Raw genomic sequence first — 13,216 nt, forward strand, 5'->3', positions numbered from 1 at the left:
TAATAGACCAATATCAAAGCAAGTTTCGTGAAGGCACGAGCGCATCAAACGGTTCTACACGGCCAACGGCGAACCGCGAACCACCAACCCAACCCCAAGCGCCAGCGCCAAAAAAACCGATCACATACACGCATGGTGCGAATGCACCGACCCCAGCACGGCGACTTCCGCGGGCGGGCGCTTGAGCGCATCCTCATTGACCTGCTTCGCATCGGCGAGAAAATCGTCGACGATACTCGACACCTTCGTATTGTCCAGGCAGAGCGACACGCGCTGCGTCTCGTTGGCCGGCAGCGACGACCGCTGCCCGAGGAACAGCACGCCGTACTGGTAGCCGCGCACGATCCCGCGAACCGCGCCCACGCACTGCCCCTGCGCCGTGTTGTCGGTCTTCTGCGCGCACTGCTGCGCAAGCGACCACGCCGAGAAGCTCGGATCGACCGCGGCGGACTGGCTCTGCTGGGCAAGGACGGCGGCACTCGCGCCCAGCGCGCACGCAGCGGCAATGACCGCGGCAATCGAGACGTTACGCTTCATCGTTGTATTCCTCATGTCGAACATTGAATTCGATTCAGAGGGCGCGTTTCGTCGATTGGTTCCGCTAGGTTTGCACGAGTTGCAGCGTGCGCAGTTCCTGAACCGGAATGTGGCAGCGGATGCGATGGCCGTCGCCGGCGTCCGCGAAGGGTGGTTCCCGCTCCTCGCAGATCGCGCCGAGCTTGCGCGGACAGCGCGTGTTGAACACGCATCCCGAAGGCGGATGCGCCGCGCTCGGCAATTCGCCCGACAGGCGGATGCGCTCGCTCGCAGCGGCGCCGCCGTTGGCCGCATCGAGCGACGGCACCGACGACAGAAGCGCCTCTGTATAGGGATGCTGCGGACCGCCGAAAACCTCGGCCGCGCGGCCGATCTCCATGATGCGCCCGAGATACAGCACCGCGATGCGGTCCGACAGATAGCGCACGACATGCAGGTCGTGCGAGATGAACACGTAGCTCACGCCGCGCTCGCGCTGCAGATCGGCAAGCAGGTTCAGGATCGCGGCCTGGACCGATACGTCGAGCGCAGACGTCGGCTCGTCGCACACGACGACGCGCGGATCGCCCGCGAACGCGCGCGCGATCGCCACGCGCTGCTTGAGCCCGCCCGACAATTGCCGCGTGCGCGAAGCGAGATAGCGCTCGGGCAGCCGCACCGATTCCGCGAGTGACTGCAGCCGCGCTTCCTTCGCGGCGCCGCGCAGCGCGGCGAGCTTCGACAGCGATCGCGCAATCAGCCGCCGCACCGAATGCGCGCGATTGAGCGCCGAGTCGGGATTCTGGAACACGATCTGCAGCGACTTCACCTGCGCGCCGTTGCGCCTCGTCACGCGCGACGCGAGGCTGGCGCCGTCGAGCTCGAGCGTCGCGCCCTCGTCGGGCGACACAAGGCCGAGCAGCAGCTTCGCGAGCGTCGTCTTGCCGCTGCCCGATTCGCCGACGAGCCCGAGCGTCTCGCCCTGCGCGAGTTCGAGCGATACGTCGTGAACCGCGCGCACGAATTCATTCCCGACATGAAACGTCTTCGATACGTTCTGCGCGCGCAGTGCGACGGGTGCCCGCGCGAGATCCGCCGGCTGCGCGGGCTGCGCAGGCACTTCGGAACTCGCGTGCGGCAGGTCGATGGCGCGCTCGTGATAGTGACAGCGCGCCATCTGGTCGCCGTTCGCCGAGGCCACGCGATACGGCGGCGGCGCGTCGCGCAGGCACCGTTCGTCGGCGAGCTTGCAGCGCTCCGCGTAGATGCAGCCCTGCGTCACCGTGCCCGGCAGCGGCAGGGAGCCGGGAATCGTGTCGAGACGGCCGGTGTCCTTGCTGCGGCCCGTGCTCGGCAGGCAGCGCAGCAGGCCGACCGTGTACGGATGGCGCGGGCGCGCGAAGACGTCGCGGGTCGCGCCTTCCTCCACGAGCTTGCCCGCATACAGCACGCCCACGCGGTCGCACATCCGCCCGATCACCGCCAGGTTGTGGCTGATGAAGAGCACGGCGGTGCCGAGCTCCGCGCGCAGTTGCGCGATCAGGTCGAGCACTTCGGCCTCGACGGTCGCGTCGAGCCCGGTGGTCGGTTCGTCGAGGATCAGGAGCTCGGGGTTGCACGCGAGCGCCATCGCGATCACGACGCGCTGCTGCATGCCGCCCGAAAGCTGATGCGGATAGCTTTCCATCACCCGCGCGGGAGAGGCGATGCGCACGCGTCGCAGGATGTCGGCGGTGCGCTCGAGCGCGTGAGCCGCCGATGCGCCGGATGCCTCGAACGCTTCCGACACCTGGCGCGCGATGGTGAGCGACGGATTCAGCGCGCGGCCCGGGTCCTGATAGACCATCGACACCGCATTGGCCCGCATCTCGCGCAGCGCGTCGGCGTCCAGCGCGGCGATATCCTGCCCGCCGATCGAAATCCGGCCCGCCTTCACGCGGCCATTGCGCGGCAGGTAGCGCAGCACCGCGAGCGCGGCTGTCGACTTGCCGCAGCCCGATTCGCCGACGAGCCCGTACGCCTCGCCGCGCCGCACGCGCAACGTGATGTCCTGGAGCACGTCGCGTTCGCGCCCGCGCGTCCTGTACGCGACCGTCAGGCCGACGATGGTCAGCGCGTCGGCGCGGTCGCGCTTCGAAACATCGAACGCGGGGAAGGCGGCGGGCGGCGGTCCGTTCATCGGTCGAGCACTCCCTCAATGGCGTCCGCCACGAGATTCACGGCGACGACGAGCGACGCGATCGCGGCGGCGTCGAACACCACCGTCCACCATGCGCCGCCCGCCATCAGCGTGTAGCTCTCGGAGAGCGCGAGACCCCAGTCGGCGGACGGCGGCTGGATGCCGAAGCCGAGAAACGACAGCGTGGCGACCGCGAAGATCGCATAGCCGAGCCGCACCGTCGCCTCGACGATGACCGGCTGCAGCACGTTCGGCAGGATCTCCGCGAACATGATGTAGAACGCGTTCTCGCCGCGCAGCTGGGCCGCGAGCACGTAGTCGAGATTGCGCTCGGCGAACACGGCCGAGCGCACGGTGCGTGCCGTGATCGGCGTGAAGGTGATGCCGATCACGAGGATCACCGTGGTGTTGCTCGCGCCGACCGCCGCGAGCGCGAGCAGCGCGACGATCACGAGCGGCAGCGCGAGCACCGCGTCGATCAGGCGGCCGACCACGTTGTCGACCCAGCCGTCGAAATAGCCGACGATCAGGCCCACCGCGGTTCCCGCGAGCGTGCCGAGCAGGGTTGCGAGCGGGGCGATCGTGAGAATGTCGCGCGCGCCCACGATCACGCGCGCGAACACGTCGCGGCCGAGCTGGTCGGTGCCGAACCAGTGCGCGGCGCCGGGCGGCGCGAGCGAGTTGAGCGGATCGGAGGCGTACGGGTCCTGCGGCACGACGTGCTGCCCGATGAGCGCGCACGCGACCCAGAAGAGCAGGATCAGCGCGCCGATGACGAACGTGGGCGAGCGCAGGAGTGCCGCCGTGCGCTCGAAGCGCGGCGCCTTGATCGACGGCGAGGGCACGCTGCTCATTGCGACTCCCTCACGCGCAGGCGCGGATTGAGCACGACGTAGAGCGCATCGGCGATCAGGTTCGCCGCCGTGTAGACCACGCCGACCGTCAGCACGCCGGCTTCGAGCATCGGAAAGTCCTTCGCCTTCGCCGCGTTGTAGATCAGCGAGCCGATGCCCTGATAGTGGAACAGCGTCTCGACCACGACGAGCCCGCCGATCATGTAGCCGAGCTGCGTCGCGGCGACGGTCACGGTCGGCAGGAGCGCGTTGCGCAGCACGTGCCGCCAGATCACGGTGCGCCGCGGCAGGCCCTTGAGGATCGCGGTGCGCGTGTAGTCGGCGTCGAGCGCTTCGACCGTGCCCGCGCGCGCCATGCGCGCGATATAGCCGAAGAACACGAAGACGAGCGGCAGCACGGGCAGGATCAGGTGCTTCAGTTGCACGAGCGGGCCGGCGTCGGGGGCGAAGGTGGCTTCGATCGGCAGCCATTGCAGCCAAACGCCGAACACGAGAATCAGCACGATCGACGACACGAATTCGGGCACGACCGTCGCCGACAGGCCGGTGATGCTGATCGCCCGGTCGATCCAGCGCCCCGCGTGCAGCGCCGCGTACACGCCGCCCGCGATGCCCGCCGGCACCACGACGATGAACGCGAGCGCGCCGAGCTTCGCGGAGTTGGCGAGCGCATCGAGGATGAACGGCGCGACGGGGGCGCGGTACGCATACGACTCGCCCATGTCGCCACGCACGAAGTGGCTGATCCAGCCGGTGTACTGCGTGAGCCACGGCCGGTCCACGCCGAGCTGGTGATTGAGCGCGGCGACCGCGCGGGCGTCGGCGAGCGGCCCGAGGATCGCCCGGCCGACATCGCCCGGCAGCAGCTGGCCGCCCGCGAACACGATCACCGACAGCAGCCACAGCGTGATGAGCGCGAGCACGAGCCGCGTGCCGATGAAGCGCGCCACGCGCCACGCGCGGGCGTCGCCGCGTGCTGGCCGCGTGCCTTGCGATGCGGGTGGCGAGGCCGTGTTCATGGTCGAAGAGTCCTCATGCGAAGCGTGCCGGGGCGCGCCGCGCGCAGTCGCCCGGGTGCCTACGCGCCGATCGTCGCGCGATCGAGGAAAAGCTGCGAGATCGCGTTGAAGCGCACGCCGCTCACGTTTGCCCGGGTGACGATCAAATGGTCGTAGAAATACGGAATCACGACCGGCGTTTCGTCGAGCAGCAGATTCTGGATCTGCCCCGACAGCTTCTTCTGCGATGCGACGTCGAGCGCGGCGACGAATTCCGCCACCAGCTTGTCGTACTGCGGATCCCTGAAGTGCGCCGCGTTCCACGTGCCGCCGCTCGTGAGCGGCGCGTTGAGAAACACGTTCGGCACGCCGCGATGTCCGTAGTCGGTAATGCCGAGCGGCGAATCGAGCCAGTCCGACTTGCCGAAGACGCCCGCGCCGTAATACAGCTCCTGGCTTTCGACCTTCAGCGAGATGCGGATGCCGACCGCCTTCGCCGCGTTCTGGATCACGACGGCGAGATCGGGGATCTCCATGTACTTTTCGGTCGTGAGCGTGACGTCGAAGCCGTTCGGAACGCCCGCCTGCGCGAGCAGCTGCTTCGCCTTCGCGACATCGAGCTTGCGCTGCGGCACGGACAGGTCGCTCGACGGAAACACGGGCGCGAACGGGCTGTCGTTGCCGAGCGACGCGCGGCCGCGAAACAGCCCCTTCACGATGATCTCGCGATCGACCGCGAGCGCGAGCGCCTGGCGCACGCGCTTGTCCCTGAACGGGCCCGTGTCGTTGCGCATGTGCAGCTGCCGGTGCGCGCTCGACTTCACCCCGAGCACCTTGAACTGCGGGTTGTTCAGCACGCTTACGCCGCCCTGCACGGTGAAGTCCCCCATCACGTCGGCCTGGCGGCCCTGCAGCGCGAGCAGCTGCGCCTGCTGGTCGGCGTAGAACGCGAACGTGACGCGATCGGGCAGCGCCTTCTCGCCCCAGTAGTCCGGATTGCGCACGAACGACGCGCCCACCTTCGGCGTGTACTTCTCGAACTTGAACGGCCCGGTGCCCATGAACGACTTTTCGTACGTACCCGAAAAATTCGCGGGCAGGATCACGCCATTGAAGTTGTCGGAGGAAACGTAATACGGAAAGTTGCCGTTCGGCGCGTCGAGGTGGAACTCGACGGTGAGATCGTCGATCGCCTTCACCGAATTCTTCGAGAGCACGCCCTTCAGCACTGACAGCGCCGCCGAGCCGCTGCCGGGGTCGGCGAGGCGGTTGAACGTGGCGGCGACGTCCTTCGCGGTCATCTTCTGGCCGTCGTGGAACTTCACGTTGTCGCGCAGCTTGAAGGTCCACACGTCGCCCTTGTCGTTCGACTTCCACGACAATGCGAGGGCAGGGCGCAGCACGAGCTTCTCGCCGTCGTCGTCGATCAGGAACTCGCCCGTCTGGTTGATGAGCACGAGACCCGCGGGATCGGTGACGGTGAGCGGATCGACAGCGCCCGCGGGCGTGAGGTGCGCGACACGAATGGTTCCACCCGGCTTGCCCGCCACGCCTTGCGCGCGCGCTTGCCGCATGCCGGCGAGGCCCGCGACACCCGTTGCCGCAAGCGAAAAGCCGAGCACGCTCGCATGGCGCAGCAACTCGCGGCGCGAAAGACGGCCGGCCCTGAACTCGTCAATCGCGTGATTACCGAGTTCGCCCGCGCTCGCGCGCGACTGTTCAAGGGCGCGTTCGGCGGCCTGTGCCTCGTCGGTCGGAGAGTTCTTCATCGATGGCGTTCCGTTGCGTATGTCGTGTGAGTTGTAGTTGTCGCGAGCGGCGATACGTCCGTGCGCGGTCACGGAATCACGGCGGCCGCGCCAGGACTGGCGGAGCGACCAGTTTAGCCGAGCCGGCAGCGATCGGACCCGCCGCGGCGTGCTGGAGCGGCGATTATTCGTGCGGTGTGTGGACGCCATGCGACGCTTTCGCCCGCGCCGGGTGCGAGGGCATGCAAGCGCCATGCCGCGGCGTGCGGTGCGCGGCAGGCCCCGTGAAAGCGATCGCGGCGGGATCAGTGCTCGTGCGGATGCTTGTGGATCGGGTCGACCCAGTAGACCTCTTGCGGCGTCTCGACGGCGTCGATATTCAGGTTCACGACCACCGCTTCGTTGTCGCTGCGCACGAGCACGCATTCGAGCGGCTCGTCGGTGCGCGCGTTGATCTCCTGGTGCGGCACGTACGGCGGCACGAAGATGAAGTCGCCGGGACCGGCCTCGGCGGTGAATTCCAGATGCTCGCCCCAGCGCATGCGCGCCTGTCCGCGCACGACGTAGATCACGCTCTCCAGCGCGCCATGGTGGTGCGCGCCGGTCTTCGCGTTCGGGTGGATCGTGACCGTGCCGGCCCAGATCTTCTGCGCGCCGACGCGCGCTGCGTTGATCGCCGCCGCGCGGTTCATGCCGGGCGTCTGCGGCGTGTTGGTGTCGAGCTGGTCGCCCCTGATGACCTTCACGCCATGCTCGCGCCAGTCAATCTTCTGTTCATCGCTCATTGCGGTCTCCGTGGCGGCCGGTTCAGCCGCCAGGCATGCGGATAAAAAAATCCATTGCCGCCACGCTTGTACCCGGGCGGCAACGGACTCGGTTCAGACGAACTGCAATTTCAGCGTGCTTCGGCGGCTTACTTCACCTTCGCATTCACGATCGCATCCGCGACGTTCGTCGGCGTTTCCGCGTAATGCTTGAACTCCATCGTGTACGTCGCGCGGCCTTGCGACAGCGAGCGCAGCGTGGTCGAGTAGCCGAACATCTCCGCAAGCGGCACCTCGGCGCGCACGAGCTTGCCGCCGCCGCCCGCGATGTCCTCCATGCCCTGCACGATGCCGCGGCGGCCCGACAGGTCGCCCATCACGTTGCCCATGAAGTCTTCCGGTGTTTCCACCTCGACGGCCATCATCGGCTCCAGCAGCACCGGTTTCGCGCGGCGCATGCCGTCCTTGAACGCCATCGATCCGGCCATGCGGAACGCGTTTTCGTTCGAGTCGACGTCGTGGTAGGAGCCGAACGTGAGCGTCACCTTCACGTCGACGACCGGATAGCCCGCCAGCACGCCCGATTTCAGCGTTTCCTGAATGCCCTTGTCGACGGCCGGAATGTATTCGCGCGGCACGACGCCGCCCTTGATCGCATCGACGAATTCATAGCCGCCGCCCGGCTTCTGCGGCTCCATCTTGAGCACGACGTGACCGTACTGGCCGCGTCCGCCCGACTGCTTGACGAACTTGCCTTCCACGTCTTCCACCGGCACGCGGATCGTCTCGCGGTAAGCCACCTGCGGCTTGCCGACCGTCGCCTCCACGCCGAATTCGCGCTTCATCCGGTCGACGAGAATTTCGAGGTGCAGCTCGCCCATGCCGGAGATGATCGTCTGGCCGGACTCCTCGTCGGTCTGCACGCGAAACGACGGATCTTCCTGCGCGAGCCGGTTGAGCGCGATGCCCATCTTCTCCTGGTCGGCCTTCGTTTTCGGCTCGACGGCCTGCGAGATCACCGGCTCCGGGAACACCATCTTTTCGAGGACGATCACATGGTTCGGGTCGCAGAGCGTGTCGCCCGTCGTCGCTTCCTTCAGGCCGACCGCGGCGGCGATGTCGCCTGCGCGCACTTCCTTGATTTCCTTGCGCTCGTTCGCGTGCATCTGCAGGATCCGGCCGAGCCGTTCCTTCTTTTCCTTGACCGGGTTGTAGACCGTGTCGCCCGAATTCACGACGCCCGAATACACCCGAAAGAAGATCAGCTGGCCGACGAACGGGTCCGTCATGATCTTGAACGCGAGCGCGGAGAACGGCTCGTCGTCGCTCGGATGACGTTCCGCTTCCTTGTCGTCCTCGTCGTGACCCAGGATGGCGGGAACGTCCACCGGCGAGGGCAGGTAGTCGATCACGGCGTCGAGCATCGCCTGCACGCCCTTGTTCTTGAACGCGCTGCCGCACAGCATCGGCACGATTTCGTTGGCGATCGTGCGCTTGCGCAGCCCCGCCTTGATGTCGTCTTCGGTCAGGCTCTCGTGATCCTCGAGGTACTTTTCGAGCAGCTCTTCGCTCGATTCGGCGGCGGCCTCGATCATCTTCCCGCGCCACTCGTGCGCGAGTTCCTTCAGGTTGTCCGGAATCTCTTCGTAGGCGAACTTGATGCCCTGGCTTTCGTCATCCCAGAGGACCGCCTTCATCTTCACCAGGTCGACGACGCCCTGGAAATGCTCCTCCGCTCCGATCGGAATCTGGATCGGCACCGCGACGCCTTTCAGCCGCTCGGCGATCTGCCGCTGCACGCGGAAGAAGTCCGCGCCGACGCGATCCATCTTGTTGACGAACGCGATGCGCGGCACCTTGTATTTGTTCGCCTGACGCCACACGGTTTCGGACTGCGGCTGCACGCCGCCGACCGAGTCGTAGACCATGCACGCGCCGTCGAGCACCCGCATCGAGCGCTCGACTTCGATCGTGAAGTCGACGTGTCCGGGCGTGTCGATGATGTTGATCCGGTGCTCCGGATAATTGCCGGCCATGCCTTTCCAGAAGGCCGTCGTGGCCGCCGACGTGATCGTGATGCCGCGCTCCTGCTCCTGCTCCATCCAGTCCATCGTCGCCGCGCCGTCGTGAACCTCGCCGATCTTGTGAGTCACGCCGGTGTAGAAAAGAATGCGTTCGGTGGTGGTGGTCTTGCCGGCATCGATGTGAGCGCTGATGCCAATGTTGCGGTAGCGCTCGATGGGAGTCTTGCGGGGCACTTGAACCTCCTGTGGATAAGGCAGAGCCGATGGCGGCGTTCCGGTGAAACAGCGCAAGGCGCCTCGCGAAATACGCCTTTTCGCGGAAGCGCCGCACGCGGCTCGCACCCGGAACAAGCGCTGACGAGCGTCTCGCCGGTCTATTAGGATAGCGCTTCGGCAGGCTCTTTGCAGGAATCTTGCCAGCCACGGCAGACGCCGCTCGCGCGGCTCGTGCGGCGCGCAAAAAGCCGCGGCGGGCGCAAAAAAAACCGGCGCGTCTTGCGAACGCGCCGGCTCAGGGTAGGGTGCCTTCTGGTGCTTTTTAGTGCTTCTTGTTCGATGAGGCTCGCGATCAGCGTCAGACTTATCGCGGGGCGGGCAGGCCCTGGATCTTCATCCCCGGCTTGATGCCCTTCGCGTCGAACCAGCCCTTGCTCATTTCGAGCGCATAGACGCCATTGTTGCGCGGACAGTGATTGTTGGTCGTCTCCGCCTGCATCTCGTCGATGTCGGTGATCGTGCCGTCGGCGCGGATGAACGCGATCGACAGCGGGATCAGCGTGTTCTTCATCCAGAAGCAGTGCACCGCGTTCTCGTTGAACACGAACAGCATGCCTTCGTTCGGGGCGAGCTGCGTGCGGTACATGAGGCCTTGTTCGCGATCGGCGTCGCTGGCCGCGACGGCCGCGTCGATCACGTACATGCCGGCCGTGAGCTTCGCGCGCGGAAAGTCGGTCGGCTGCTTCGCGCCCGGCGGCATTTGCTGCGCGCTGGCGGCGGAAAATACCGCGAGCGGCAAAGCGAGCGCGACCGCCAGATTGCGCAGGGCGCGAAGGAAGCGCCCGCGGCGCATTACGCGATGAAACGGATCAAGCGAGCTGAATGAGCGCAGCAAAAGACGCACGGCGAAACTCCTCTGAAAACCTGATTGCCATGAAAAGCCGAAAAGATCTGGCGCATGTTACTTGATGCGTGCGCAAAAAGAAAAAAGGCAGATCGCCACGCGGCAATCTGCCTTTCAACGCCAAATGAATGGCGGCACTGCTGATTCTTGACTTCGCTTTACAGCCTCTTACAACGAACTTACTGCGATGCGCCCGTAGCGGCAGCCGGTGCAGCTGCTGCCTTCTTGTGCGACGTCTTGTGGGAGGTCTTCTTGTGTGCCGACGACTTGTGAGCCGACGAAGCAGCTGCTGCCGGAGCCGTAGCGTCCGAAGCTTGTGCGAAAGCAGCCGATGCGAACAGGCCAGCGACGAGAGCAGCGATCAGTTTGTTCATCTGTGAATCCTCAGCATGAGTTAATTTAACCAAACGACCCGGTCTTGAGTCATGTCGGTAAACGAGCTATCCACCTTTCGGTTGACAGTGATATCGACAAATAAAAGCGATACCGCTGCGAGCGCTAAAACCTTACAAACAGCCTGTGGAAACGCAGGTTATCAATGCAGGGTCATTCGCGAATGCCGGATAGCTTTGCAGGCATCTGCGTCCAATAACGCAGCGTACCGGGAGTCGGTTGACGCAAATCTCATTCGATATTCATGCGTCGCTCGTCATTCTTTTCACGCGCCAATGCCTTGACGCGTGTTCGTGACATTCTGGTCAAGCAAAACGAATCACGCCATGCCGTTCCATGGCGCGCGCGGCGGCAGCTCCGTCGTCTCGCCGGGTGCGAGCCCGAGCGCGAAGATGTCGAGTGCGCCGATTGCCACGCGTACGAGACGCAGTGTCGGATAGCCCACCGCCGCCGTCATGCGGCGCACCTGCCGGTTCTTGCCTTCGGTGATCGACAGCTCGATCCAGGTCGTCGGGATCGCGGCGCGAAAGCGGATCGGCGGACTGCGCTGCCAGAGCAGGCTGGCCGCTTCGGGCTCGACGAACTTCGTGCGGCAGGGTCGTGTGACGTAGTCGCCGAGATCGACACCCTTCGCGAGACGCGCGAGCGCGCTCGCGTCGGGCGCGCCCTCCACCTGCGCCCAATAGCGCTTGACGAGCTTGTGTCGCGGCTCGGCGATGCGCGTCTGCAATGCGCCGTCGTCGGTGAGAAGAAGGAGACCCTCGCTGTCCGCGTCGAGGCGGCCGGCCGGGTAGACGCCCGGCGTCTTCACCCAGTCGCCGAGCGAAGGGCGCGTCTCGTGCGGCGAAAACTGACAGATCGTGCCGAACGGTTTGTTCAATGCGATGAGCGGCATGGCGGCGCGGAAAAAAAGTGGAGTAGGGCGCAACGCCTTGAGGCGCGTGCTTTCGCGGGCGTCTTCCCTATGGCGGATGACGGGATATTAATGCATAATATGAAACAGCAACTCTTTTGTCTTATATAAGACCTGAACCGGGCCTGCGCCAGACGTGCAGCACCCGCACCCGATCTGAACAAGACCTGAGAGACGATTGAAACGATTTGGAACGATCGGACGGTGTTCCCGGTGCGCTCTGGCGGATTCGCCTCGCGAGCCGCGTCTGTCAGCGCGAGCATGCCGGCGCGCCTCCCGGCGCCTGTGGGCTAGAATATCCTTCTGGCTGCCTCGGGGGCGACCGCCGGTTCCGCCGGCCGTGGTCCTTTCCATCGTCGCAATCTGCTTCAGCTAGCTTTCAACCAGCCCAGCCTTCTTTGGAGTCGACCATGCCGTATCAGCACATCAAGGTTCCGACGGGCGGTGACAAGATCACCGTTAATGCGGATTACTCGCTCAACGTTTCCGACCAGCCGATCATTCCCTACATCGAAGGCGATGGCACGGGCTTCGACATCACCCCGGTGATGATCAAGGTCGTCGATGCGGCAGTCGAAAAGGCTTACGCAGGCAAGAAGAAGATCCACTGGATGGAAATCTACGCCGGCGAGAAGGCGACGAAGGTGTACGGCCCGGACGTGTGGCTGCCGGAAGAATCGCTCGACGTGCTGAAGGAATACGTCGTGTCGATCAAGGGCCCGCTCACGACGCCGGTCGGCGGCGGCATCCGTTCGCTCAACGTGGCGCTGCGCCAGCAGCTCGACCTGTACGTCTGCCTGCGCCCGGTGCAGTACTTCAAGGGCGTGCCTTCGCCGGTGCGCGAGCCGGAGAAGACCAACATGGTCATCTTCCGCGAGAACTCGGAAGACATCTACGCCGGCATCGAATGGGCGGCGGAGTCGGCGGAAGCGAAGAAGGTCATCAAGTTCCTGCGGGAAGAGATGGGCGTGAAGAAGATCCGCTTCCCGGAAACGTCGGGCATCGGTATCAAGCCGGTTTCGAAGGAAGGCACGCAGCGTCTCGTGCGCAAGGCGATCCAGTACGCGATCGACAACGACCGCCGCTCGGTCACGCTCGTGCACAAGGGCAACATCATGAAGTTCACGGAAGGTGCGTTCCGTGACTACGGCTACGAACTCGCGCAGAAGGAATTCGGCGCGGAACTCGTCGACGGCGGCCCGTGGATGAAGTTCAAGAATCCGAAGTCGGGCAGCGAGATCGTCGTGAAGGACGTGATCGCCGACGCGTTCCTGCAGCAGATCCTGTTGCGCCCCGCGGAATATGACGTCATCGCGACGCTCAACCTGAACGGCGACTACATTTCGGACGCGCTCGCCGCGCAGGTGGGCGGCATCGGCATCGCGCCGGGCGCGAACATGTCGGATTCGGTCGCGATGTTCGAAGCCACGCACGGCACGGCGCCGAAGTACGCGGGCAAGGACTACGTGAACCCGGGCTCGGAGATTCTGTCCGCCGAGATGATGCTGCGCCACATTGGCTGGACCGAAGCGGCCGACGTGATCATCAGCGCGATGGAAAAGTCGATTCAGCAGAAGCGCGTCACGTATGACTTCGCGCGACTGATGGAAGGCGCGACACAGGTGTCGTGCTCCGGTTTCGGTCAGGTGCTGATCGAAAACATGTAAGCACGATGCTGCCGCAGGCGGAAAGTCTGCGGCATCGCCG

The 13,216-nt window shown here is 65.2% G+C and carries 11 protein-coding genes; 1 reads left to right on the forward strand and 10 read right to left on the reverse strand.

Annotated elements, in window-relative coordinates; translation table 11 throughout:
* Positions 1–120: 120 nt before the first annotated feature.
* The 10 genes from BG61_RS01820 to BG61_RS01860 form a co-directional block, all read right to left on the reverse strand.
* Complete coding sequence (locus tag BG61_RS01820) at positions 121–537, reverse strand: Rap1a/Tai family immunity protein (RefSeq protein WP_035926733.1); 417 nt, start codon at positions 535–537, stop codon at positions 121–123.
* Positions 538–601: 64 nt separating this feature from the next.
* Positions 602–2,695 (reverse strand): ABC transporter ATP-binding protein, encoded by a 2,094-nt coding sequence (locus tag BG61_RS01825; protein WP_035926553.1) that lies wholly within the window; start codon positions 2,693–2,695, stop codon positions 602–604.
* Positions 2,692–3,549, reverse strand: a complete 858-nt coding sequence (locus tag BG61_RS01830; protein WP_035926552.1) for an ABC transporter permease — start codon at positions 3,547–3,549, stop codon at positions 2,692–2,694. The genes BG61_RS01825 and BG61_RS01830 overlap by 4 nt, the downstream gene beginning before the upstream one ends.
* The gene (locus tag BG61_RS01835) at positions 3,546–4,568 is read right to left on the reverse strand and encodes an ABC transporter permease (protein WP_035926549.1); all 1,023 of its coding nucleotides are present in this window, start codon (positions 4,566–4,568) and stop codon (positions 3,546–3,548) included. The genes BG61_RS01830 and BG61_RS01835 overlap by 4 nt, the downstream gene beginning before the upstream one ends.
* A gap of 59 nt (positions 4,569–4,627) precedes the next feature.
* Positions 4,628–6,316 carry an ABC transporter substrate-binding protein gene (locus BG61_RS01840; protein WP_035926547.1) on the reverse strand — a complete coding sequence of 563 codons (1,689 nt, stop codon included), beginning with the start codon at positions 6,314–6,316 and terminating at the stop codon, positions 4,628–4,630.
* A gap of 284 nt (positions 6,317–6,600) precedes the next feature.
* Entirely contained in the window at positions 6,601–7,080 is a 480-nt protein-coding gene (locus tag BG61_RS01845) for a cupin domain-containing protein (protein WP_035926544.1), read from the reverse strand.
* Positions 7,081–7,208: 128 nt separating this feature from the next.
* A complete protein-coding gene (fusA, locus tag BG61_RS01850; protein ID WP_035926542.1) occupies positions 7,209–9,317 on the reverse strand; it encodes an elongation factor G in 2,109 nt (702 codons plus the stop codon).
* Between the two features lie 346 nt (positions 9,318–9,663).
* Positions 9,664–10,152, reverse strand: a complete 489-nt coding sequence (locus BG61_RS01855; RefSeq protein WP_035926539.1) for a DUF192 domain-containing protein — start codon at positions 10,150–10,152, stop codon at positions 9,664–9,666.
* Positions 10,153–10,382: 230 nt separating this feature from the next.
* Positions 10,383–10,577 (reverse strand): hypothetical protein, encoded by a 195-nt coding sequence (locus BG61_RS39860; RefSeq protein WP_075584111.1) that lies wholly within the window; start codon positions 10,575–10,577, stop codon positions 10,383–10,385.
* A 338-nt stretch (positions 10,578–10,915) separates the two neighbouring features.
* Complete coding sequence (locus tag BG61_RS01860; protein WP_035926536.1) at positions 10,916–11,491, reverse strand: pseudouridine synthase; 576 nt, start codon at positions 11,489–11,491, stop codon at positions 10,916–10,918.
* Between the two features lie 428 nt (positions 11,492–11,919).
* Between BG61_RS01860 and icd the strand changes: the two genes are divergently transcribed.
* Positions 11,920–13,176 (forward strand): NADP-dependent isocitrate dehydrogenase, encoded by a 1,257-nt coding sequence (gene icd / locus BG61_RS01865; protein WP_035926533.1) that lies wholly within the window; start codon positions 11,920–11,922, stop codon positions 13,174–13,176.
* The last annotated feature ends 40 nt before the right edge of the window (positions 13,177–13,216 follow it).

The organism is Caballeronia glathei (assembly GCF_000698595.1).
GTDB classification, from domain to species: Bacteria; Pseudomonadota; Gammaproteobacteria; order Burkholderiales; family Burkholderiaceae; genus Caballeronia; species Caballeronia glathei.

What these genes read in the sequence shown, in the direction of transcription:
- icd (WP_035926533.1), top strand. Translation starts at nt 11,920, where the DNA reads ATGCCGTATCAGCACATCAAGGTTCCGACGGGCGGTGACAAGATCACC.
- BG61_RS01840 (WP_035926547.1), bottom strand. Translation starts at nt 6,316, where the DNA reads ATGAAGAACTCTCCGACCGACGAGGCACAGGCCGCCGAACGCGCCCTT.
- BG61_RS01820 (WP_035926733.1), bottom strand. Translation starts at nt 537, where the DNA reads ATGAAGCGTAACGTCTCGATTGCCGCGGTCATTGCCGCTGCGTGCGCG.
- BG61_RS01860 (WP_035926536.1), bottom strand. Translation starts at nt 11,491, where the DNA reads ATGCCGCTCATCGCATTGAACAAACCGTTCGGCACGATCTGTCAGTTT.
- BG61_RS01835 (WP_035926549.1), bottom strand. Translation starts at nt 4,568, where the DNA reads ATGAACACGGCCTCGCCACCCGCATCGCAAGGCACGCGGCCAGCACGC.
- BG61_RS01830 (WP_035926552.1), bottom strand. Translation starts at nt 3,549, where the DNA reads ATGAGCAGCGTGCCCTCGCCGTCGATCAAGGCGCCGCGCTTCGAGCGC.
- BG61_RS01825 (WP_035926553.1), bottom strand. Translation starts at nt 2,695, where the DNA reads ATGAACGGACCGCCGCCCGCCGCCTTCCCCGCGTTCGATGTTTCGAAG.
- BG61_RS01855 (WP_035926539.1), bottom strand. Translation starts at nt 10,152, where the DNA reads ATGCGCCGCGGGCGCTTCCTTCGCGCCCTGCGCAATCTGGCGGTCGCG.
- BG61_RS01845 (WP_035926544.1), bottom strand. Translation starts at nt 7,080, where the DNA reads ATGAGCGATGAACAGAAGATTGACTGGCGCGAGCATGGCGTGAAGGTC.
- BG61_RS39860 (WP_075584111.1), bottom strand. Translation starts at nt 10,577, where the DNA reads ATGAACAAACTGATCGCTGCTCTCGTCGCTGGCCTGTTCGCATCGGCT.